The organism is uncultured Bradyrhizobium sp., from assembly GCF_947648125.1.
In the GTDB taxonomy this organism is placed as follows: Bacteria; Pseudomonadota; Alphaproteobacteria; order Rhizobiales; family Xanthobacteraceae; genus Bradyrhizobium.
Genome location: NZ_CANSMR010000003.1, coordinates 25,396 through 48,018 on the forward strand (window position 1 = coordinate 25,396; position 22,623 = coordinate 48,018).

Below are 22,623 nucleotides of genomic sequence, written 5' to 3' on the forward strand. Positions count from 1 at the left end.
CCATGTTCCGCCCGATACCCACTGGGCGGGCGGCGCCCGGCAGGCTAAGGTTCCCGCATGACCGTGACAGATATCGCGACCCGGACCTACAACCACGGCTGGCGGCTCGACCCGATCGTGCGCAGCCTGCTGGACACCGATTTCTACAAGCTGTTGATGCAGCAGATGATCCGGGAAAGCTATCCGGACACGCGCACGACCTTTTCGGTGATCAACCGGTCGACCCATATCCGGCTTGCCGAGGTCATCGACGAGGGCGAGCTGCGCGCCCAGCTCGACCACGCCCGCACCATCCGCTTCACCAAGAAGGAACTGATCTGGCTCGCCGGCAACACGTTCTACGGCAAGACCCAGATGTTCTCGCCCGATTTCATCAACTGGCTTTCGAACTTCCGCCTGCCCGAATACGAGCTGTACAAGGTCGACGGCCAGTATGAGCTGCACTTCCACGGGCCGTGGACCCACACCACGATGTGGGAGATCCCGGCACTCGCGATCCTCAACGAGCTGCGCTCGCGCGCCGCGACCAAGACCTACGGCCGCTTCGCGCTCGACGTGCTTTACGCCCGCGCCAAGGCCAAGCTGTGGGCCAAGGTCGAGCGGCTGCGCAAGCTGGACGGCTTGCGGTTGTCCGATTTCGGCACGCGCCGCCGCCACGGCTTCCTCTGGCAGCGCTGGTGCGTCGAGGCGGTGAAGGAAGGCCTCGGCCCGTCCTTCACCGGAACGTCGAACGTGCTGCTCGCGATGGACAACGACCTCGAGGCGATCGGCACCAACGCGCACGAGCTGCCGATGGTGGCCGCCGCGCTCGCCAACGACGACCAGGAGCTGCGCTGGGCGCCCTATCGCATCCTCGACCAGTGGCGCCACGCCTATGGCGGCAACCTCCTGATCGCGCTGCCCGATGCGTTCGGCACCAAGCCGTTCCTGCGCGATGCGCCGGACTGGGTCGCCGACTGGACCGGCTTTCGTCCCGACAGCGCACCGCCGATCACCGCCGGCGAAGAGATCATCAAGTGGTGGAAGCAGAAGGGCCGCGACCCCAAGGAGAAGCTGCTGGTGTTCTCCGACGCGATGGACGTCGGCTCGATCGAGGAGACGTTCCACCACTTCAAGGGACGCGTGCGCGTCAGCTTCGGCTGGGGCACCAACCTCACCAACGATTTCGTCGGCTGCGCGCCCGATGGCACCGCCGAACTCGATCCGATCTCGATCGTGTGCAAGGTGACGTCAGTCGACGGACGCCCGGCCGTCAAACTCTCCGACAATCCGGAGAAGGCGACCGGCATCCCGTCCGAGGTCGAGCGCTATTTGCGCGTGTTCGGCAATGTCGGCCGTGTCCGCACCGCAGTTCACGTCTAAACCAACGCACCGATCACTCCGATCGACTGACCTGACGAGCTTCGCATGCCCGCACCCAAGCCGCCTGCCTTCGAAACCCTGAGCCTGCACGCCGGCCAGCGCCCCGATCCCGCAACCGGCGCGCGCGCGGTTCCAATCTATCAGACCACGTCCTACGTGTTCCAGGACGCCGATCACGCCGCGGCGCTGTTCAACCTCGAACGCGCCGGCCACATCTACACCCGCATCTCCAATCCGACCACGGCCGTGCTGGAAGAGCGCATCGCCGCGCTCGAATGCGGCGTCGGCGCGATCTGCACCGCCAGCGGCATGGCGGCGATGCATCTGGCGATCGCGACGCTGCTCAATGCCGGCGACCATATCGTCGCCTCCGCCTCGCTCTACGGCGGCACGATCAACATTTTGGCGCACACGCTGCCGCGCTTCGGCATCACCACGACCTTCGTGAAGCCCCGCGCGCTGGACGAATTCCGTGCCGCGATCAAGCCGAATACCCGGCTCGTGATCGGCGAGACCATCGGCAATCCCGGCCTCGAGGTGCTCGACATCCCGGCGGTGGCTAGAATCGCGCATGATGCGAAGATTCCGCTGCTGATCGACAACACCTTCGCGACGCCCTATCTGAGCCAGCCGATCGAGCTCGGCGCCGACATCACGATGAACTCGGCGACCAAATGGATGGGCGGCCATGGCATCGCGATCGGCGGCGTCATCGTCGACGGCGGCCGGTTCGACTGGCGCGCCTCCGGCAAATTCCCGCAGCTCACCGAGCCCTATGCCGGCTATCACGGCATCGTCTTCGACGAGCAGTTCGGCAAGGCCGCCTTCATCATGCGCGCACGCACCGAGGGCCTGCGCGATTTCGGCGCCTGCCTGTCGCCGACCAACGCCTTCCAGCTATTGCAAGGTATCGAGACGCTCGGCGTCCGCATGGACCGCCACGTCAGCAACACCCATGCGGTGCTCGACTTCCTCACCACGAACAAGGCGGTCGAGTGGGTGCTGCATCCGTCGCTGGAGACGCATCCGGACTACGCACTGGCGAAGAAGCTGTTGCCGCGCGGCGCCGGCTCGATCGTCAGCTTCGGCATCAAGGGCAGCCGCGCCGCCGGCAAGAAGTTCATCGAGTCCTTGAAGCTAATCAGCCATCTCGCCAATGTCGGCGACGCCAAGACGCTGGTGATCCATCCGGCCAGCACCACGCACCAGCAGATGGACGCCGAGCAGCTCAAGGCCGCCGGCATCGGCGAGGAGCTGGTGCGGCTGTCGGTCGGCATCGAGACCGCGCAGGACATCATCGACGATCTCGGCCAGGCGCTGCGCGCCTCGCAAAGGACTTAGGGCCATGCAGCTTTCCGTCAACGGGTCAGACACCTTCATCGCGACCGGCGGCAAGCCGTTCGATGCATCGCTGCCGGCGGTGGTGATGATCCACGGCGCCGGCTTCGATTCTTCGACCTGGGCGCTGCACAGCCGCTGGTTCGCCCATCACGGCTATTCCGTGCTGGCGCCGGATCTGCCCGGCCACGGCCGCTCCGCCGGCAAGCCGCTTGCGAGCATCGCCGAGTTGGCCGACTGGGTCGCCGCGCTGATCACCGCGGCCGGCGCGTCGAAGGCCCGGCTGATCGGCCATTCGATGGGCTCGCTGATCGCGATCGAGACCTCGGCACGGCATCCCGACAAGGTCTCCGGCCTGGCGCTGATCGGCACCGCCGCGACCATGACGGTCGGTCCCGATCTGTTGAAGGCCGCCGAGGCCAATGACGTCGCCGCGATCGACATGGTTTCGATCTGGGGCCTCGGCTTCAAGGCCGAGCTCGGCGGCAGCCTCGCGCCCGGCCTCTGGATGCACCAGGGCGCGCAGCGGGTGCTGCAGGAGGCGAAGCCCGGCGTGCTGTACAACGACCTCAACGCCTGCAACGCCTACCAGAACGCGCTCACCGCCGCGGCCGCGGTCAAGGTGCCCGCGACGTTCGTGCTCGGCGAGCGCGACATGATGACCCCCGCCAAGGCCGGCAAGGCGCTCGCCGCCGCGACGCCGAATGCGCGGACCGTAGTGCTTCCAGGCGCAGGCCACATGATGATGGTCGAGCAGCCCGACGAGCTGCTGGCGGCGCTGCAGTAGCGACGTCCCTCTTCCCTTCTCCCCTTGTGGGAGAAGGTGGCGCGAAGCGCCGGATGAGGGGTCTCTATCCGCGGAGACAGACCCCTCAGCCGGGCTCCGATGCTTTCGCATTCCAAGTGCCCTTTGCAGCCACTACTGCTGGCGACGTTGGAGAACCCAAAATATCGAAAACAACCCCATGCAAAGTAGCAGGGCGGTCGCCGGCACACGGACAAGCAACTTGACGTGTCGGGCAAATCAGCGCTATCTTCTATTATTCCGAAGTCCTACGAACACCACGAGCACCTACGCAACAGCGTAGTCAAGAGCGAATTAGCTTGCCTTGCTTTGAGTCCTTTTGCACTCTCAGGTTAGGAGGCCGATGCATGAAGATGAAGATTATGACCATCGTGTGCGCTTTCGGAGTGGCCCTGGTGCTGTGTAACCTCGGGACGTCCGCTGCGGAAGCCCGGACGCGAAAGGCACAAGTCGTTCATGAACGAACGAGGGTCGTTATCCCGACGCCGGTGATAAGGCCGACTCCGTGGGATTATTATCTTGTTCCACGATATCGCTATCGCCCTGAAGACGACCGGGTCGATCCATACGGGCCGCCGGTGGTGTCGTCTTGGTACCTCTATGAGGGGTGGCGGTGGCCGTACTGGTGGTGAACAGCGATCAGGCCGAACAGATCGCATTCCGACGAACTGCTGGCGGCGTTGCGGTAGGGTGTGTGGCTCACGAGCGGCACCAAGTACTCAGTGTCGTCCCGGCGAAAGCCGGGACCCATAACCACTGAAAGCCATTGTTACGCAACGCTGGGGCCACAGCCTTTCTCAACAATCCAACCCTGTGGTTATAGGTCCCGGCTTTCGCCGGGACGACACCGGGTATGTTGCACCGATTTTCAACCCATCATCCTAAGGAGCGCGGAACGCGCGCGCCTCACCATGAGGGGTTGATATTAGCGCGCGCCCCTCACTGCTTCGCCGGCTTCCTCCCGATCGGGTGGATGTCGATCGCACGCAGGCGGCCGAGGCGGAGCACGTCCATCGACAGGGTGCGGTCGATCCGGCTGTGATCGAGCGCGCGGATCAGATCGTCGACACCGTGGATCTCGACGCCGTCGAGTTTGATCACGACGTCGCCCGGCAACAGGCTCGCGCGCGCGGCCGGACTGTCCGGCTCGATCTGCATCAAGAGCGCACCCATCTTGTTCTCGACGCCGGCCAGCACCGCATGCCGCCGCGGCACCGGCGCGGTTTGTCCGGCGACGCCGATATAGGCGCGGCGGACATAGCCGTGGCGGATGATCTCCGACAGCACGAACTGCGCGGTATTGCTGGCGACCGCAAAGCAGATGCCCTGCGCGCCGTTGATGATCGCCGTATTGATGCCGATCACCTCGCCCTTCGATGACACCAGCGGCCCGCCGGAATTTCCGGGATTGAGCGCGGCGTCGGTCTGGATCACGTCCTCGATGGTCCGCCCGCTGACCGAGCGGATCGAGCGGCCGAGCGCCGACACCACGCCGGCGGTGACCGTCGATTCAAAGCCGAGCGGATTGCCGATCGCAACCACGAGCTGACCGCGCCGCAAGGTCTTGGAGTTGCCGAGCGAGGCATAGGGCAGATCGCGCGCGCCATCGGCCCGCAGCAGCGCGAGATCGGTGTCGGGGTCGACGCCGAGCACATGGGCGTCGGTGACGAAACCTTCGGTGTCGCGCAGGCGGATCTCCTTCGACGATCCGACCACATGGCTGTTGGTCAGCACGAGGCCGTCGGGCGAGATCACGATGCCCGAGCCGAGCCCGCCGCGCTCGCGCGCATTGCGCACCTTCGGCCCGGTCTCGACGCGGACCACGGCGGGGCCGACGCGGTCGGTGACGTCGATCACGGCATTGGAATAGGCATCCAGCAAAACCCGGTCATCATCCCGGGCAGCATCAGCCGCCCGCGATGACGGCGTGTCAGCGGCGGTATCTGAGGTAAAATCCAGCATGGCGAGAGTCCTTTGGTCTCCTCAGATGGTGACCGGTTCCCGCTGCCGCAAGTGGTTACGCTCGGCGCCTGCCCGACCGGCTAGGGCATGATGAGACAAGGTTGATCTGGCACGGCGGCGGAAGTTCACCTCTCCCTTGGGAGAGGTCGGCGCGCAGCGCCGGGTGAGGGGTTACGCTCTTTCCTAGGAGCCGCGGCCCCTCACCCGATTTGCTGCGCAAATCGACCTCTCCCCATTGGGGAGAGGTAAATCCAGTCCGCGGATCCGATTCAGCCCGAACTCATCCCGCTTTAGGGTGCCCGCCGCAGCGTGCCGCCGCGCGCTTTGACCGGATCGAGCAGCGACCAGTCGCCGTCCGGCAGCACGTGGCCCTTCGGGAACGGCGCGCGCAGCTCGAGCCCGAGCGAGCGCAGCACGCGGTCGTCGCGGTAGTAGCATTGCAGCACGACGCGGACGAGCGTGGCCGCAGCAGCGCCGCCACGGCTACGAAACTCCAGCGCCACCGCATCGCGCCTGGAATCGTCGAGCTCGGCGAGCGGCTTGCCGGCAAGCTGCGCCAGATGATCCAGCGCCTGCGCGACCAGCGCGGTGTCGCGGCCGAGCGTGGCGATCATGTCGGCCTGGATCACGGCATCATCAGCCCCTGGCACCTTGTACTCGGCGCTTTCGGGAACGATCATCGCGGCGACTGTGCGGAGATCGGCGCGCTGGGCTGCGGTCAGTTGTTTGCTATCGGACATATCGGTCTCTGGGCGGTCTCAGTCGAACAGATTGGCGAGGCGCTGCTTCATCTGGTCGGCGATGTAGAGCGCAAGGGCCTGGATGGTGGAGGTCGGGTTCACGCCGCCCGAGGTGACGAAGATGCTGCCGTCGACGATGAAGAGGTTCTTCACGTCATGCGAGCGGCCCCATTCATTGACCACGGAGCGCGCCGGATCGGTGCCCATCCGCGCGGTGCCGAGCAGATGCCATCCGCCCCATGGGATCGGATCGTTGATGCAGATGTCGGTGGCGCCGGCGGCCTCGAGGATCTCCCGGCCGCGCGCCAGGCTATGGTCCATCATCTTCCGGCTGTTCGCACTGATCGTGTAGTCGATCTTCGGCGCCGGGATGCCGTGGCTGTCCTTCAGCACGGGATCAAGCGTGACGCGGTTGTGCTCTTCCGGCAGATCCTCGCAGATCGCGGATACCGCAAGGCGATGGCCATTGAGCTTGCGGAAGACGCGGTGATGATCCTTGCCCCACGGCAGAATGCCCTTCTGCTCGCTCGCAACCGCCTCGAACACCGGCCCGGCGCCGCGGCCGAACTGGATGCCGTAACCGCGGACGAAGCCGCGCGACAGATCGGTGTCGTAGAATTCCTTGCTCCACAGGCAGGTCGGCGGAGCGCGGTTGCTATCGGTCGGCTCCTTCACGAAGCCGTAGACCTGCGCATAGGGGTGGAACATCAGGTTCTTGCCGACCAGGCCCGATGAATTGGCGAGGCCGTTCGGATATTTCCCCGACACCGAATTGAGCAGCAGCCGCGGCGTGCCGACCCCGTTGCAGGCGATGATGACGACCTCGGCAGGCTGGAATTGCTCGACGCCGTCCTTGTCGTAGTAGACGACGCCGGAGGCCATGCCGTGCTCGTTGGTCAGGATCTCGCGCACCCGGCAATGGGTCTTGAGCTCGACCCCGGCGCGGATCGCATGCGGCCAGTAGGTGATGTCGGTCGAGGCCTTGGCGCCCTGCGCGCACGCCGGCGTGCAGTGACCGAGATTGATGCAGCGCGCCCTGCCCTCGTAATCCATCGTCGCAACTGTCGTGTCCGACGGCCACCAGTGCCAGCCGAGCTTGTTCATGGCCTTGCCGATCAACGGGCCGGACAGCCCGAGCGGCTGCTGCGGCATCGGCGGATGGCTGAGCGGCGACAGCGGATCGCCGGACAGGCCCGAGACGCCCATCATGCGATCGTTCTCCTCGAAGAACGGCGTGAGCGCGTCGTAATCGATCGGCCAGTCGTCGGCGACGCCGTCGAGCGTCTTCACCTTGAAGTCGGAGGGATGCAGCCGCGGCCAGTGCGCGGTGTACATCACGGTCGAGCCGCCGACGGCGTTGAAATTGACGACCTTGATCGGCGAATTGTCGTCATTGATCGGGTAGTCTTCCGGCCGCCTGCGGACGTTCGGGCTGGATGACCACTCGCCATAGAATTTCGCCTCCCAGTCGCGCCCGGTGCTCGGATATTCGGCAGGATTCATCCAGCCGCCCTGATCGAGGCAGAGGATATGCATCTTGGTATCGGCGAGGCTCCAGGCTATCGCGGCGCCGGAGGCCCCGGCGCCGATGATCAGGACGTCAACGGGTTCGTTCTTCATTCTTATTTCCTGGTGATTCTCCCGTCATTGCGAGCGAAGCGAAGCAATCCATCCTTCCCGCGTTGCGAGGTGGATTGCTTCGTCGCTTCGCTCCTCGCAATGACGGCCGGGGCTGGCTCAATTCACGATTCTCACCGGCAAGCTTCGTATACCGCGGATAAAATTGGAATAGAGCCTTTGCGGCGGGCCCATCAGCTCAAAACGCAGATCACGCGCCAAAACCTCCTCCCAGAGGATGCGCAATTGCTGCTCGGCGAGACGGTCGCCGACGCAGCGGTGGATGCCGGCGCCGAAGGCGAGATGCTGGCGCGGCTTGGCGCGTTCGATGATGAATTCATCGGCCCGTTCGATCTTGCCCTCGTCGCGGTTGCCGGAGATGTACCACATCACGACCTTCTCGCCCTTTTTGATCCGGCGGCCCGCAAGCTCGACATCGTTGCGCGCGGTGCGGCGCATGTGCAGCACCGGCGTGTGGTAGCGGATGGTTTCGGACACCAGGTTCGGGATCAGCTCGCGGCGGGCGCGGACCAGCTCGAACTGCTCCGGATTCTCGCACAGCGCCATCAGCCCGGCCGACATCGAATTGCGCGTGGTGTCGTTGCCACCGACGATCAAAAGCCCGATCGTGCCGATGAACTCGCGCGGCTCCAGATTCCGCGTCGCTTCCGAATGCGCCAGCATCGAGATCAGGTCGAAGGTCGGCGGCGCATCGACCCGCGCGTTCCACAGCTTGCGGAAATATTCTCCCATCTTGATCAGCTCGGCGGTGCGTTCAGCCTCCGAATGCACAACGGCGTCGGGGGACTCGATGTTGGCGATTGCGACATCCGACCACCAGGTCAGCTTGGCGCGGTCCTCAGCGGGAAAATCGAACAGCGTCGCCAGCATCATGTTGGTGAGGTCGACCGAGACCCGCTCGGCCCAGTCGAAGGTCTCGTTGCGCGGCAGCGCGTCGAGCACGACCGAGGTGCGTTTACGGATCAGCGCATCGAAATTGGCGAGGTTCGACGGCGCCACGATCGGCGCGACCGTGCGGCGCTGCGCGGTGTGGCCGGGCGGGTCCATGCGGATGAAACTTGGCCGCTCCTGCCCCTTCGGCTGGTCAGCGACCTGGATACCGCCGAGCTCGGAGGCCGACGAATAGTTCTGGTGATCCAGCTCGACCGCAAAGATGTCGTCGTAGCGCGTCACCGACCAGTACGGACCGTAGGCCGAGGCCTCGCAATAATGTACCGGATCGTCGCGGCGGAGCTGCGCGAACAGCGGCCGCCAGGTGTCATCCTGATAAAGCCGGGGGTTGCTGACGTCTGTTGACGTTGGCCTGCGCAGCGCCTCTCCCATCGCTTCACTCCCGCTGGTTCCGTCGCCGCTTGGCGGGCGATCGTCCTTGTCGGGCCGACGATAGAGGAAATCCCGCGGCTGAGTAAAGCCGCGGAACGGACCGTCCGCCGCGCGGAATGCGCGCAGGCTGGCGCACCCCGGCAAATCGCGATGGCTGCCCCGCTGTTCGATGTTTGTCGGCAGCGGTCAGACCGGTTAGCCTTGCCGGCAATCAACCGATCAGGGAGCGACGAGTGGCCGCATTGCGCCAGGACAACAGCCCGCAGACGGCTGCGCTGGACTACGACGTCATCATCATCGGCGCCGGCCTGTCCGGCATGTATCAGCTCTACCGGCTGCGCGAGCTCGGCCTCTCGGCGCGCGTGTTCGAGGCCGGCACCGGCGTCGGCGGCACCTGGTACTGGAATCGCTATCCCGGCGCGCGCTTCGATTCCGAAAGCTACTCCTACGGCTACTCGTTCTCGAAGCAGCTGCTCGAGGAATGGGAATGGTCGGAGCATTTCGCCGGCCAGCCCGAGACGCTGCGCTACTGCAACTACGTCGCCGACAAGTTCGATCTGCGCCGCGACATCCAGTTCGAGAGCCGCGTCACGTCGGCGATTTACCAGGACGACACGCGGAGCTGGCAGATCACGCTGGAGAACGGCACCCGACACAGCTGCCGCTTCCTGATCACCGCGATCGGCCCGCTGTCGACGCCGACCCTGCCGCGCATCGAGGGGCGTGACGATTTCAAGGGGCAATCGTTCCACACCGCGCGCTGGCCGAAGGAGAAGGTGGATTTCACCGGCAAGCGCGTTGCCGTAATCGGCACCGGCGCGACCGGCATCCAGGCCATCCAGACCATCGCTGGCGAGGTCGGACACCTCACCGTGTTCCAGCGCACCGCCAATTGGGCGGCGCCGCTGCACAACGGCAAGATCGACGCCGAGACGCAAGCCAGGATCAAGGCCGGCTATCCCGAGATTTTTGCGCGCTGCAAGGAGACCTTTGCCTGCTTCGTGCATACGCCCGACCCGCGCGGTGCGTTCGAGGTGAGCGATGCCGAGCGCGAGGCGTTCTACGAGAAACTTTACGGCGAGCGCGGCTTCGGCATCTGGCAGGGCAATTTTAGGGATATCCTGATCGACCGCGAGGCGAATGCGACGATCAGCGATTTCGTTGCGCGCAAGATCCGCGAGCGCGTCAAGGATCCCAGGGTTGCCGAGATGCTGATCCCGACAAATCACGGCTTCGGCACACGGCGACTGCCGCTCGAGACCTTCTATTACGAGGTCTACAACCGCGACAATGTCGAGCTTGTGGATCTGAAGGCGACGCCGATCGAGCGGATCACGCCCGAGGGTATCAGCACCAGCGACAAGGACTACGCCTTCGACATCATCATCTACGCCACCGGCTTCGACGCCATCACCGGCAGCTTCGACAAGATCGATCTCCGTGGTACCGGAGGCGCAAGGCTGAAGCAGAAGTGGACCCACGGCCCGGAAACCTATCTCGGGCTGATGGTCGACGGCTTCCCCAACATGATGATGCTGATGGGCCCACACACCGCGCTCGGCAACATCCCGCGCAGCATCGAATACAGCGTCGACTGGGTCACCGGCCTGCTCCGCTTCGCGAAAGCGAACGGCCTGACCTTCCTCGACGCCACGCCCGAAGGCACCGCCGACTGGACCGATCATGTCAAGGCGCTCGGTGTCGGCCTGCTCTCCAACGAGGTCGATTCCTGGATGACCGGCATCAACCGCAACGTCGAGGGCAAGCAGAGGCGCATCATCGCCCGCTACAGCGGCAGCGCGCCGGCCTATCGTGCGCGGTGCGATGAGGTCGCGGCGCAGGGGTATGCGGAGTTGAGGTTGGGGTAGTTCGCAATTCAACGCGTCGAACAGCTCGGTGTCATCACCCGCGCATGCGGGTGATCCAGTATTCCAGAGACATCCGTGCTTGAATCGAGAGGCCGCGGCGTACTGGATCGCCCGGTCGAGCCGGGCGATGACAGCGTTGACACATCAACACATCATCTCTCGCACCGCACCCGGGGCCACTCCTCTCCCCACCCTCTCCCACAAGGGGAGAGGCGTGCTCACTTCACATCACCACGCATCGATGCACGGCCGCTTGCGATGCGTCCGCGGCTCTACCTTCGGCACCGAGCGGAGGCCAGCCATGATCCAGTGCCTGGTGTCTGCGGGATCGATCACCTCGTCGATCTCGAGCACCGAGGCAATCGAGACCGCTTTGCCGTTGGCGTAGAGCTCGGCGACCTTGGTCTGGAAATATTTCTCGCGCTCGACCGGGTCCGCGATCGCCTCCATCTCCTTGCGGAAGCCAAGGCGGACATAGCCTTCCAGGCCCATGCCGCCGAACTCGCCGGTCGGCCACGCCACCGTGAAGAACGAAGCGTGGAAGCCACCGCCGATCATCGATTGGGCGCCGAGGCCGTAGCCCTTGCGCAGCACGACACCGAACAGCGGCACCGTGATGCTGGCGCCGGTGACGAACATCCGCGCGACATGACGTACGATCGCGGTCTTCTCGGCCTCGGGTCCGACCATGAAGCCCGGCGTATCGCACAGCGAGACGATCGGGATGTCGAAGGCATCGCACAACTGCATGAAGCGCGCAGCCTTGTCGCCGGCCGCCGCGTCGATCGCACCACCGAGATGCTTTGGATTGTTGGCGATCAGGCCGAACGGCTTGCCCTCGATGCGGATGAAGGCCGTGATCATGCCGACGCCGAAATCCCTGCGGATCTCCAGCACCGAGCCCTCGTCGGCCATCAGGTCGATCACGTTGCGGATGTCATACACCCGCAGGCGATTTTCCGGGATCGCGCGGCGCAGCAGCCGCTGGTCCGGCGCCTTCCAGTCCGCCACTGCGCCCTGGAAGTAGGACAGATATTTCTGCGCCACCGTCGTCGCCTCTTCCTCGTCCTCGACCAGGATGTCGATCACGCCGTTCGGCGACTGGAACGAGACCGGGCCGACCTCGGCCGGATGATAGACGCCGAGCCCGCCGCCCTCGATCATCGCCGGGCCGCCCATGCCGATCGAGGCATTCTTGGTGGCGATGATGACGTCGCAGACGCCGAGCATCGCAGCGTTGCCGGCGAAGCAATAGCCCGAGACCACGCCGATGACAGGCACGAGGCCCGAGAGCTTGGCGAACTGCACGAAGGACGGGCCGTCGAGACCGGTCATGCCGAGCCGGTCGGTATCGCCGGGACGGCCGCCGCCGCCCTCGGCATAGAACACCAGCGGCATTCGCCACTGCTCAGCGAGGCCGAGCATGCGGTCGATCTTCTTGTGGTTCATATGGCCCTGGGTGCCGGCGAGCACGGTGTAGTCGTAGGAGATCACCATGCAGCGCGCGTCATCGGCGCCGAAATCCCTGGCGTTGACGGTGGCAACGCCCGCGATCAGGCCGTCGGCCGGCGTATTCTTGATGAGGTCCTCTACCTTGCGGCGGCGGCGCTGTGCCGCGATCGCAAGCGAGCCGTATTCGACGAACGAGCCTTCATCGACCAACTGGGCGACGTTCTCGCGCGCGGTGCGCTGGTTGGTCTTGCGGCGACGCTCCACCGAGGCCGGGCGGTTCTCGTCCAGCGTGATCGCCTTGCGCGCGATCAGCTCGGCCAGATCAGGGCGAATGTGATCGAGATCGATCGTGGCCTCTTCCGCCGCGGAATGGCTATCGACCTCAGCGGGCTCGAGGAACAGGATCGGCTCGCCATGCATCAGGGTGACGCCGGGGCCACCGGCGATCTTCGTCACCCGGCCGCCATGCGGCGCGGTGACGAGATGCTCCATCTTCATCGATTCCAGCACCGCAATCTGCTGGCCGGGACGGACCAGATCGCCCTCCGCGACCTCGATCGCCACGATGGTGCCCTGCAACGGCGCCGGCACCGGGAGCGATCCCTCCGGAGCCGCCTCGGCAGCGACGGACTTGGTCGTGGCCGCCTCGCTCACCTCGAGCAGCGGCGCGGCATGCTCCTGCGCGGCACCGACCAGCGCCGCGACATGGGTATCGATGAAGTTGGTGCTGATCTTGTTCCGCCCAAAACTCTGGTGCGCCAGGATTGCGCCGAGGAACGGGATGTTGGTGGCGACGCCGCCGATGCGGAATTCACGCAAGGTGCGCGCCGCCTTGTGCACCACGTCGGTCCATTTCGGGCTCGGCGAATGCACGATGACCTTTGCCAGCAGCGAGTCGAACGCGGCGCTGGTCCGGTAGCCGGAATAGCCGAAGGTATCGACGCGGACGCCGGGGCCGGACGGCAGGTCGAACACGGCCAGTGTACCGCCGGTCGGTTTTGTCACGCCCTTCTCGTCCATTACCTCCATGTTGACGCGCAGCTGCATGGCATAGCCGCGCGGCAGCGGCACCGCAGACTGTGCCAGCCCGAGCGAAGCCAGCGGCGCGCCGGCGGCGACCGCGAGCTGTGACCGCACGAGGTCGATGCCGAGCACCGCCTCGGTGACGGTATGCTCGACCTGCAGCCGCGGATTGGCCTCGATGAAGGCGAAGGCGCCCTCGCCCTCCCCTGCCCCATCATCAACCAGGAATTCGAAGGTGCCGAGATTGTCGTAGCGCGCGGCCGACGCAAGCTGCTTTGCCGCCTCGATGATGCGCGCGCGCAGGCCATCGCTCAGCGACGGGCTCGGCGCCACCTCGATCAGTTTCTGGTTGCGGCGCTGGATGGTGCATTCGCGCTCCCAGAGATGGCTGATCGCGCCATGGCGGTCGCCGATGATCTGCACCTCGATATGGCGCGCCTTGCGGATCAACCGCTCGACATAGACCGCGTCATTGCCGAACGCCGCCTTGGCCTCCGACTGGCAGCGCGCATAGGCTTCATCGAGCTTGGCCAAGTCCTCGACCACCCGCATCCCGCGCCCGCCGCCGCCGGCGATCGCCTTGACCATCACGGCAGCGTTCGCGCCAAGCGAGGCGAAGAAGGCCTTTGCCTCATCGAGCGTCGTCGCTCCCGAGGTCCCGGCAATGATCGGCACGCCGCATTTTTTCGCCAGTGCCTTCGCCTTGGCCTTGTCGCCGAACAGATCGAGCGCTTCCGGGGACGGGCCGACGAAAATGATCTTCTCCTCGGCGCAGCGCCGCGCCAGCTGGGTGTTCTCGCTGAGGAAGCCGTAGCCCGGATGCAGCGCATCGCAGCCGGTGGCCTTCGCCGCCGCGATGACCGCCTCGATGTCCAGATACGCCCGCGCGCCATGGCCGGTGATCTCGTGGCTCGCATCGGCGGATCGGACGTGCAGCGATGCGGCATCGTCGGCGGGATAGATCGCGACAGTCGCGATGCCGCTCTCGGCCGCGGCGCGGGCAATGCGGATCGCGATCTCACCGCGGTTGGCAATCAGCAGTTTCTTGAACGACATAACGGTTTCACCTGAGGCTCTTTTGTTTGAGCATGATCTGATCGGAAAACCGGTGCCCACTTTTCCGGATCATGCTCTAGCGATCCTTCATGGTCGGATCGAGCACGACACGCAAGGACTCCCCGAGCGCATTGAACGCCAGGGAGACGACGAGAATAGCAAGGCCCGGCGCATACATCTGCTCCGGGGCGATTTCCATATATTGATAGGCGCGCGCCAGCATGGCGCCCCAGCTCGGGTCCGGCGGCTGGATGCCGAGGCCGAGGAACGACAGGCTGGCCTCCGCCAGCAGCGCCGCGGCGAGCAGCAACGTCACCTGCACGATCACCGGCTGCAGCGTATTCGGCAGCACGTGGCGCCACAGCACATGCCAGGTCGGCGCGCCAAAGCCCCTGGAGGCGTCGACATAGAGCTCCTGCCGCACGATCAGCGTGCGGGCGCGGACGATGCGCGCCAGCGCCGGGAACATCGTGATGCCGATCGCGATCATGCCGTCGGTTAGCCCGATGCCGAGCGCGCCGGTGACTGCGATTGCCAGCACGATGGCGGGGAACGACAGGAACGTGTCGATGATGCGGCTGATGATGTCGTCGATCCAGCCGCCGAAATAGCCGGCGATCAGACCCACCGGTAGCCCGATCAGAACCGCGACGCCGACCGCAAGCAGGCTGGCGTAGACGGTGGCCGGTGCGCCGTAGATCAGGCGGGAGAAGATGTCGCGGCCGAGGTCGTCGGTACCGAGCAGATGCAAGGGCCCCGGCGGCGCCAGCATGTTGTTGACGTCCTGCGCGGTCGGCGCGTAGGGCGCGATCCAGGGCGCGCCGATTGCGACGACAACCAGCACCGACAGCACCAGGATCGACAGTGCGGCGCGCAGATCGCCGGCGAGCCAGCGCACGAGCCGGCGGAGCCGGGTCGGCCTGGCGTGTACCTTGAGCGGAGCAAGTGCCGTGTCGGTCATTGCTCGATCCTCGGATCGACCGCGGCACACAGCAGATCGGTGATCAAATTCACCGCGATAACGACGACCACCATGGTTAAGACGACGCCCTGCACGATCGGGAAATCGCGCTGGATCGCGCCGCGCACGATCAGGCTGCCGAGGCCGGGAATCGCGAACACCGCCTCGATCACGACGGTTGCCGCCAGCATGCGGTTGACCAAAAGGCTGATGATCGTGAGCAGATTGACGCCGACATTCTTCAGGCCGTGCTGCCAGAGGATGCGGGACATCGACAGCCCCTTGGCGTGCAGCGTGCGGACATATTGCGAGGACAGCACCTCCAGCAGCGCGCCGCGCAGCTGGCGCGCAACCTCGGCCATGCCATAGGCCGCGATCGCGATCCCCGGCAACAGCGCGTGCCTGACCGCATCGATCGGCGAGGCGTTGAAGGATTTTGCGCCGGTCGCCGGCAGCCAGTTCAGCTTCAGCGAGAATTCCGCCACCAGGATCATCGCAAGCCAGAAGCCGGGCACCGCGACGCCGAGCGAAGCAATCATGCTGATCAGCTTGTCGACCCAGCCATTCGGCTTGATCGCCGCCATCACGCCCATCGGAATCCCCGTGACCAGCGCCAGAGCCAGCGCGATCACGACAATCAGCAGCGTGTTCGGAAAGGCGCGGCCGATCGAGACCGCGACCTTCTCGCCGGTCAACAGCGATTGCGAGAGATCGCCCTGCGCGACATGGCCGAGCCAGGCGCCATATTGCAGCAGGAACGGCCGGTCGAGGCCGTAGATCTTCCTGATCTCGGTGATCCGCGCATCCGTCGCGTTGTCGCCCGCCAAGGTCACGGCAATGTCGCCGGGCACCAGCTTGAGCAGCGCGAACACCATGAAGGTCGCGAGCAGGATCACGGGCAGCGCCTGCAACAGGCGGCTGCCGATGACCTTGACTGGTGACCGTCGCGCCATCGTTCTCAGCTCTCCAGCCAGACGTCGTCGTATTTCGGCTTGCCGAGCAGGTTCGGCCGATAGCCCTGCACCTTCTTATTCATGGCGACCAGCTCGAACTGGAACGCCAGCGGCACCACGAAGGCGTTCTCCATCACCAGCCGCTGCACGGTGGCGAACGCCTTGCGCCTGACCTCGATATCTTCAGATGCGCGCGACTCCTTGATCGCGGCCTCGAGCTCGGCCGGGACCGGCGCCCGTCCGGCGTTGTAGTAGGCTTCCTTGGTGAACATCAGCGAGTAAGTCAGACTAGGATCGGGCCGCCCGGTCCAGGCCGAGAGCAGGCCGGCGCCCTTCTTCTCCGCGCCGAAGAAGGCCGCGGAAGCTTCCGCGATCGGGGCATTGACGAAACGCACGCCGATGCCGGCCTTGCGCAATTGCTCGATCAGGATCTCCTGACGCTGCACCGAATCCTGGTCCGGATAGCCGCCGAGCTCGATCTGGGTGCCCTCCTTGAAGCCGGCCTCGGCGAGCAGCTTGCGCGCCTTGTCGGGATCATAGGGATAGAGTTTTGCCACCTCCGCGTCGTACGCCCAATGCGACTTCGGCAGGTTCATGTAGGCGGGCTCCGCAAGACCGGCGAGCGCGGCCTTGACGAAGGACTCGCGATCGATCGCGAAGTTGAGCGCCTGACGGACCTTGAGATTGTCGAACGGCGGCTTGGCCCAGTTGAGGAAGATCTGGAGCACGTAGAGCGTCGGGCCGTGCACCACCTTGACGCTCGGGGCGCGCTCGATGATCACCTTCTGCCGCGGCGGCAGCTGGTAGATCAGATCGTTCTGGCCCGCGGTGACCGAGCGGGCGCCGGTGGTGAGCTCAGGAATGATCGAGAACTCGATGCCGTCGGGAAGAGGCCGGTCCGGCTTCCAGTATTTCTCGTTGCGCTTGACCACGATCTTCTCGCCGTCGGCCCAGCTGACGAAAGCATAGGCGCCGGCGCCGACCGGCTTGCGGGTTACGACGCCGCCCTCAGCCGCCTTTACCGCGGTGGGCGACACCATCATGCCGGCGCGATCGGAGAGAATGCCGGGCAGCGCGGTATCCGGCGTCTTCAGCTTCAGGGTCACCTGCTGCGGCCCGGTGACCTCGACCGAGGCGACCGACAGCAGATCGGCCTTGATGTTCGACTTCGCATCGCCCCGGTTGCGATCGAGGTTGAACTTGACAGCTTCCGCATCGAGCGGCGTGCCGTCGTGGAAGGTGACACCAGCGCGGATGTTGAGCACCAGCGTATTGGGATCGGTGAACTTCCAGCTCTCGGCAAGGCCCGGCTTCGGCTTCAGCGTGTCGAACTCCCATTCCACCAGCGTGTCGTACATCGTGAACAGGAAGGCGTGGTCGGAGCCGGCGCCGCCGGTCGCCGGGTCGAGGCTCGACGGGTTGGCCGGCGCCGAGATCCGCAAGGTACCGCCCTTCTTCGGCGCGCCTTGCGCGAATGCACTGCCGCCAAGCGTGGTGCTCGCCAGCGCACCCGAGATCAGCGCCATGGCTTCGCGTCGTGTCGTCATCGTCATGGCGTTGTCTCCGGTATGTTGTTCGAAAAATTCGGACGGTCGGCGAAATGGCAGGCCACCCAGTGATCGGGCTTCAGCTCGCGCCACTCCGGCACACGGTCGGTGCACAGCGGCTGCGCATGCGGACAGCGGGTGCGGAAGCGGCAGCCCGAGGGCGGATCGATCGGGCTCGGCACTTCGCCCTGCAGCACAACACGGCTCTCCTGCCGCATCGCCGACGGCAGCGGCCGCGGCTCGGCAGAGAGCAGTGCGATCGTGTAGGGATGCAGCGGCCGCTCGGCGACTTCTTCGGTCGGCCCGAGCTCGACGAACTGGCCGAGATACATCACCGCGACGCGCTCGCTGATATGGGAGACCACGGCGAGATCGTGGGTAATGAAGACGTAGGTCAGCCCGAGATCGCGCTGCAGATCGGCAAACAGGTTGAGCACGTCGCCGCGGATCGACATGTCGAGCGCGGCCACCACCTCGTCGCAGACGATCAGTTTCGGCTTGAGCGTCAGCGCGCGGGCGATCACCACGCGCTGCTTCTGGCCGCCGGAGAGTTGATGCGGATAGCGCTCGCCGAACTCCTGCGGCAGGCCGACCCGCTCCAGTGCCTCCCTCGCCTGCCGCTCGCGCTCGGTGCGGCTGCCGACACGGGCAAGCTCCAGCGGCTCCAGCACCGAGGCCAGGATCGTCATCCGAGGATTCAGCGCCGCGTTCGGATCCTGGAAGATGATCTGGTAGTCGCGGCGATGGCTCTGGAATTCCCTGCGCGACAGTGCCGTCGGGTCGATGCCGTCATGCAGGATGGCCCCGGCGCTGGGCTTCAGCAGGAACACGAGCGCTCGGCCGATCGTGGTCTTGCCCGAACCGGACTCGCCGATGATGCCAAACGTCTCGCCGCGGCGGACGTCGAAATTGACGCCGTCGACCGCCTTCACGGTGGCGCGGCGGTCCGAGGTCTGGAAGCGGACCTGGAGGTCGCGCACCGAGACGATGGGCTGGCCGCGCTGTTCGGCGGATGCTGCGGTCATTGCGTCGCGACCTTCGCAGCCACCGGCGCATCGGGTGGATGCAGCGCGCCGGGCAGATTGAGCTCGGCAAAGCGCCAGCAACGCACCTTGCGGCCGCCGCCGGCATCCTGCAGCTTCTGCTCGGCCTCGCAGCCTTTGGCCGCATGCGCGCAACGGGCGCGGAAGCGGCAGCCGGCCGGCATCTCCGCGATCGACGGCACTCGGCCCGGGATCGACGGCAGCCGGCCGTGGCGCGGGCTCAGATGCGGCAGCGAACGCAAAAGGCCGGACGTATAGGGATGCAGCGGCCGCACCAGCGCCTCGTCGACGGTGGCGTCCTCGATCACCTCGCCGGCATACATCGTGATCATCCGCGTGCAGGTCTCGGCGACGACGCCGAGATCATGGGTGATCAGCATCAGCGCGGTCTTCGAGGTCTCGCTGATGTCGCGCAGCAGCTCGAGGATCTGAGCCTGCACGGTGACGTCGAGCGCGGTGGTCGGCTCGTCCGCGATCAGGAGTTGCGGGCCGCAAATCAGGCTCGCCGCGATCATCACGCGCTGGCGCATGCCGCCGGAGAGCTGGTGCGGATAATCGTCGATCCGCCGCTCCGGCGAGGCGATGCCGACGCGGCGCAGCATCTCCAGCGTTTTGGCGCGTGCTTCCTCGTAGCTGACATCGGTGTGGACGCGCAGCGTCTCGGCGATCTGGTGGCCGACGGTGAAGACCGGATCGAGCGCGCTCATCGGCTCCTGGAAGATCATCGCGATCCGCTTGCCTCTGATGGCGCGCATCTGCCGCGCACTGCAGGAAGCGAGATCGGTGCCGTCGAACAGGATCTTGCCGTCGAGCCCGGCAAAGTTGCCCGGCAACAGCCGCAGGATCGACAGGCCGGTGATGGTCTTGCCGCAGCCGCTCTCGCCGACGATGCCGACCCGCTCGCCGGGCGCGATGTCGAAATCGATCCGGCGTGTCGCCTGCCAGATGCCCTGCGACGTCTTGAAACGGATGCCGAGCCCGCGCACGGACAGCAGCGGCCGCGCGCTGTCGCGCGCAACGTCCGTCCTGCGCTGTGCCGGTGGCCCTGCTCCCATCAGCCCGCCGCCCGCTTCTTCTCTTTCACCAGCTGCTCCTCCATCAGCATCTCGGTGCCGATAATGCCCTCACGCGCGAGCTCTTCCAGTTCGGCGTCGGAGAGGCCGAGCATGCCGGACAAGATCTCGCGATTGTGCTCGCCGAGCGTCGGCGGCACCGAGCGGATCGCAAACGGCGCATCGCCCTCGCGGAACGGCATCGATGGCTGCGGATGCTTGCCGATGAAGGCACGGTCGACCTGCTGGATGAAGCCGCGGGCGTGGAGCTGCGGGTCGTCAAGGAGATCGATCGGCAGCCGCGCGACGCCGGAGGCGATTCCTTCAGCCTGCAGCGCAGCCATCGCCGCATCGGCATCGCGTGCCGAGGTCCAGGCGGTGATCGCAGCCTCGATCTCGGCCTCGACGGCGCGGCGGCCCGCGGCGGTCTTGAGCGCTGCGTCCGTTGCCCAGTCCTCGCGGCCGAGCAGCCGCGCTAGTCTTGGCCACATCGCGTCATCCGACACCGCGACCACGACCCAGTTGTCCTCGCCATCGCAGCGAAAGCAACCGTGCGGCACGAAATCAGGATGGCGATTGCCATGTTTCGTGGGTGGCTTGCCATCGATCGAATGCGCCACGATCCAGGGTGCGGCGAACGGCATCATGCACTCGATCTGCGCGAGATCGATGAACTGGCCCTGCCCCGTCAGCCTGGCATGGATCAGCGCGGTCAGCACCGCAACCGCACCGTTGAGGCCACCGACGGCGTCCCCGAACGCGGTGTGGCTCATCACAGGCGGGCCGTCGGGATCGCCGACCACACTAGGCAAGCCGGAGCCCTGCTCCAGCGTCGAGCCATAGGCGCGGCAGTCGCGATGCACGCTGCCGGCGCCGAACGCCGACATCGACATCATCACGAGCTTCGGATTGATCTTGCTCAGCACGTCATAGCCGAGGCCGAGCTTGGGCAGCACCTCGACCGAATAATTATCGACCACGAGGTCGGCATCGGCGAGCAGGCGTTTTGCAAGCGCAAGCCCCTTCGGCCGGGTCAGATCGAGCGTGATGCCGCGCTTGTTGCGGTTCATGATGCAGTAGCGCACCGACTTTTCGTACATCTGCTCCAGCACATAGGCCGGGCGGCGGTCGACGCCGCGCCACCAGTCCGGATACTGGGTCGCCTCGATCTTGATGACGTCGGCGCCGAGATCGGCGAGCGTGCGGGTGCAGATCGGCCCGGCCCAGCCCATCGAGAAGTCGACCACGCGGATGCCCTCGAGCGGCAGGCGATCGGTCGGAGCCGGCTTCGGCGCCGGCACGCGCGGCGCGGCTTCACGCCTCGCCTGCTGCTCGCCAAGATCAGGCACGCGGCCACCGCGCAGCGGCGGCGTTCCCGTCAATCGCTGCATCGTGCCGGCGGAAAAGCCGGTCTCGTCACCGACCGTGATCGGGACGATCGCACCGCGGGCGCGCTTCTCTTCGTCGGCGATGAGATCCGCGATCTCCGGCACCGGCACGATCGGGATCTTGCGCTTGAGACCCTCGGCGAACCATTCCTGCGCGGTGCGCTGCTTCAGCTTCGGCAGGATCTTGCCTTCGATCTCGGCGACGCGTTGCAGCCGGTCGACGCCCATGACGAGCGTCGGATCGTCGCGCAGATCGGTGAGCCCAAGCATCTCGCAGAACGCGCGCCACTGCGCCGGGGTCACCGTGGTGACGCCGAGCCAGCCCTGCTTGGTCTCGTAGATGCCAACCGGAAAGGTCGGCCAGAACCGGTTGACGCCGATCCGCCGCATGATGTCGCCGCGCTGGAACGCCTCGAACATGATATATTCGGTGACGGCGATAGAGGCCTCGAACAGGCTGAGATGGCTTTCGCGCCCGCGCCCGTCCTGCATGCGGCCGAGCACCGACGAGACCGCCGCGACGAAGCCCCACAGCCCGCCGAGAATCCCGGTCTGGAAATCCGGCGCGTGCATCGGCGGTCCCTGCTCGGGTCCGACCAGCTTCACGAGCCCGGTGAGTGCACGGATCGTGGAATCGGTCGCGGCGAAATCGGCATAGGGACCGCGATCGCCGAACCAGGTGAGGTCGAGATGGATCAGGCCCGGATTGTTCCGCTTGATCGCATCGAGATCGATGCCGGGACAATTGGCCGCATCGATGCCGCGCCCATCGAGCAGGATATCGCAGCCGGCGATCAGCTCGCGCAGGCGCAACGTGGCGCTTGCGTCGTCCTTGTCGAGGACGACACTCGATTTGTTGAAGTTCAGGAACGCAAACCAGGCGCTGTGCCCCTGCGGCGTCAGCGGCGCCGTGCGGCGAAGCGGATCGCCCGCTGGCGGCTCGACCTTCTGCACATCGGCGCCGAAATCGGCAAACAGCCGCGCGCAATAGCTCGTCGCCGCAGCACTTCCGATCTCGACTATCCGCAGATGCGACAACGCGCCCATCACGCTTCCTCGCGACAAAATGACCAGCCGATGCCATCGGCTGATTCAGTTTCTTGTTGCCTGAA

At 65.6% G+C, this 22,623-nt stretch carries 15 protein-coding genes; 4 read left to right on the forward strand and 11 right to left on the reverse strand.

Features of this window, described 5'->3' with window-relative positions; genetic code table 11:
• The first annotated feature begins 57 nt into the window (after window positions 1-57).
• The 3 genes from pncB to Q0030_RS07210 are packed head-to-tail and all read left to right on the forward strand — an operon-like array spanning window position 58 to window position 3,487.
• The gene (gene pncB / locus Q0030_RS07200) at window positions 58-1,362 is read left to right on the forward strand and encodes a nicotinate phosphoribosyltransferase (RefSeq protein WP_298364687.1); all 1,305 of its coding nucleotides are present in this window, start codon (window positions 58-60) and stop codon (window positions 1,360-1,362) included.
• A 45-nt stretch (window positions 1,363-1,407) separates the two neighbouring features.
• Complete coding sequence (locus Q0030_RS07205) at window positions 1,408-2,703, forward strand: O-acetylhomoserine aminocarboxypropyltransferase (RefSeq protein ID WP_298364689.1); 1,296 nt, start codon at window positions 1,408-1,410, stop codon at window positions 2,701-2,703.
• A 4-nt stretch (window positions 2,704-2,707) separates the two neighbouring features.
• Complete coding sequence (locus Q0030_RS07210; RefSeq protein WP_298364692.1) at window positions 2,708-3,487, forward strand: alpha/beta hydrolase; 780 nt, start codon at window positions 2,708-2,710, stop codon at window positions 3,485-3,487.
• Between the two features lie 957 nt (window positions 3,488-4,444).
• Here Q0030_RS07210 and Q0030_RS07215 read toward each other — a convergent pair.
• From Q0030_RS07215 to Q0030_RS07230, 4 genes are all read right to left on the reverse strand, one after another.
• Window positions 4,445-5,467 carry a trypsin-like peptidase domain-containing protein gene (locus Q0030_RS07215; RefSeq protein ID WP_298364694.1) on the reverse strand — a complete coding sequence of 341 codons (1,023 nt, stop codon included), beginning with the start codon at window positions 5,465-5,467 and terminating at the stop codon, window positions 4,445-4,447.
• Between the two features lie 290 nt (window positions 5,468-5,757).
• Entirely contained in the window at window positions 5,758-6,207 is a 450-nt protein-coding gene (locus tag Q0030_RS07220; RefSeq protein ID WP_298364696.1) for a hypothetical protein, read from the reverse strand.
• A gap of 18 nt (window positions 6,208-6,225) precedes the next feature.
• Window positions 6,226-7,827 (reverse strand): GMC family oxidoreductase, encoded by a 1,602-nt coding sequence (locus tag Q0030_RS07225; RefSeq protein WP_298364699.1) that lies wholly within the window; start codon window positions 7,825-7,827, stop codon window positions 6,226-6,228.
• A gap of 117 nt (window positions 7,828-7,944) precedes the next feature.
• Window positions 7,945-9,168, reverse strand: coding sequence for a cytochrome P450 (locus tag Q0030_RS07230; RefSeq protein ID WP_298364702.1), 1,224 nt, complete (start codon window positions 9,166-9,168; stop codon window positions 7,945-7,947).
• A gap of 233 nt (window positions 9,169-9,401) precedes the next feature.
• Here Q0030_RS07230 and Q0030_RS07235 point away from each other — a divergent pair, with 233 nt between their 5' ends.
• Window positions 9,402-11,036, forward strand: a complete 1,635-nt coding sequence (locus tag Q0030_RS07235) for an NAD(P)/FAD-dependent oxidoreductase (protein ID WP_298364704.1) — start codon at window positions 9,402-9,404, stop codon at window positions 11,034-11,036.
• 228 nt (window positions 11,037-11,264) lie between these two features.
• Here Q0030_RS07235 and Q0030_RS07240 read toward each other — a convergent pair whose 3' ends face one another.
• The 7 genes from Q0030_RS07240 to Q0030_RS07270 form a co-directional block, all read right to left on the reverse strand.
• Window positions 11,265-14,567, reverse strand: coding sequence for a carboxyl transferase domain-containing protein (locus Q0030_RS07240; RefSeq protein WP_298364705.1), 3,303 nt, complete (start codon window positions 14,565-14,567; stop codon window positions 11,265-11,267).
• Between the two features lie 76 nt (window positions 14,568-14,643).
• Window positions 14,644-15,528 (reverse strand): ABC transporter permease, encoded by an 885-nt coding sequence (locus Q0030_RS07245; protein WP_298364706.1) that lies wholly within the window; start codon window positions 15,526-15,528, stop codon window positions 14,644-14,646.
• Window positions 15,525-16,481 carry an ABC transporter permease gene (locus Q0030_RS07250; RefSeq protein ID WP_298364708.1) on the reverse strand — a complete coding sequence of 319 codons (957 nt, stop codon included), beginning with the start codon at window positions 16,479-16,481 and terminating at the stop codon, window positions 15,525-15,527. The genes Q0030_RS07245 and Q0030_RS07250 overlap by 4 nt, the downstream gene beginning before the upstream one ends.
• A gap of 5 nt (window positions 16,482-16,486) precedes the next feature.
• A complete protein-coding gene (locus tag Q0030_RS07255; protein WP_298364711.1) occupies window positions 16,487-18,034 on the reverse strand; it encodes an ABC transporter substrate-binding protein in 1,548 nt (515 codons plus the stop codon).
• Entirely contained in the window at window positions 18,031-19,053 is a 1,023-nt protein-coding gene (locus Q0030_RS07260; protein ID WP_298364713.1) for an ABC transporter ATP-binding protein, read from the reverse strand. The genes Q0030_RS07255 and Q0030_RS07260 overlap by 4 nt, the downstream gene beginning before the upstream one ends.
• Window positions 19,050-20,126, reverse strand: coding sequence for an ABC transporter ATP-binding protein (locus Q0030_RS07265; protein WP_298364715.1), 1,077 nt, complete (start codon window positions 20,124-20,126; stop codon window positions 19,050-19,052). The genes Q0030_RS07260 and Q0030_RS07265 overlap by 4 nt, the downstream gene beginning before the upstream one ends.
• Window positions 20,126-22,558 (reverse strand): CoA transferase, encoded by a 2,433-nt coding sequence (locus tag Q0030_RS07270; protein ID WP_298364716.1) that lies wholly within the window; start codon window positions 22,556-22,558, stop codon window positions 20,126-20,128. The genes Q0030_RS07265 and Q0030_RS07270 overlap by 1 nt, the downstream gene beginning before the upstream one ends.
• Between the last annotated feature and the right edge of the window lie 65 nt (window positions 22,559-22,623).

Excerpts from the sequence above, each read along its gene's own strand:
- Q0030_RS07240 (WP_298364705.1), bottom strand. The coding sequence starts at position 14,567 with ATGTCGTTCAAGAAACTGCTGATTGCCAACCGCGGTGAGATCGCGATC.
- Q0030_RS07220 (WP_298364696.1), bottom strand. The coding sequence starts at position 6,207 with ATGTCCGATAGCAAACAACTGACCGCAGCCCAGCGCGCCGATCTCCGC.
- Q0030_RS07250 (WP_298364708.1), bottom strand. The coding sequence starts at position 16,481 with ATGGCGCGACGGTCACCAGTCAAGGTCATCGGCAGCCGCCTGTTGCAG.
- Q0030_RS07205 (WP_298364689.1), top strand. The coding sequence starts at position 1,408 with ATGCCCGCACCCAAGCCGCCTGCCTTCGAAACCCTGAGCCTGCACGCC.
- Q0030_RS07260 (WP_298364713.1), bottom strand. The coding sequence starts at position 19,053 with ATGACCGCAGCATCCGCCGAACAGCGCGGCCAGCCCATCGTCTCGGTG.
- pncB (WP_298364687.1), top strand. The coding sequence starts at position 58 with ATGACCGTGACAGATATCGCGACCCGGACCTACAACCACGGCTGGCGG.
- Q0030_RS07270 (WP_298364716.1), bottom strand. The coding sequence starts at position 22,558 with ATGGGCGCGTTGTCGCATCTGCGGATAGTCGAGATCGGAAGTGCTGCG.
- Q0030_RS07245 (WP_298364706.1), bottom strand. The coding sequence starts at position 15,528 with ATGACCGACACGGCACTTGCTCCGCTCAAGGTACACGCCAGGCCGACC.
- Q0030_RS07230 (WP_298364702.1), bottom strand. The coding sequence starts at position 9,168 with ATGGGAGAGGCGCTGCGCAGGCCAACGTCAACAGACGTCAGCAACCCC.
- Q0030_RS07225 (WP_298364699.1), bottom strand. The coding sequence starts at position 7,827 with ATGAAGAACGAACCCGTTGACGTCCTGATCATCGGCGCCGGGGCCTCC.
- Q0030_RS07210 (WP_298364692.1), top strand. The coding sequence starts at position 2,708 with ATGCAGCTTTCCGTCAACGGGTCAGACACCTTCATCGCGACCGGCGGC.
- Q0030_RS07265 (WP_298364715.1), bottom strand. The coding sequence starts at position 20,126 with ATGGGAGCAGGGCCACCGGCACAGCGCAGGACGGACGTTGCGCGCGAC.
- Q0030_RS07215 (WP_298364694.1), bottom strand. The coding sequence starts at position 5,467 with ATGCTGGATTTTACCTCAGATACCGCCGCTGACACGCCGTCATCGCGG.
- Q0030_RS07255 (WP_298364711.1), bottom strand. The coding sequence starts at position 18,034 with ATGACGATGACGACACGACGCGAAGCCATGGCGCTGATCTCGGGTGCG.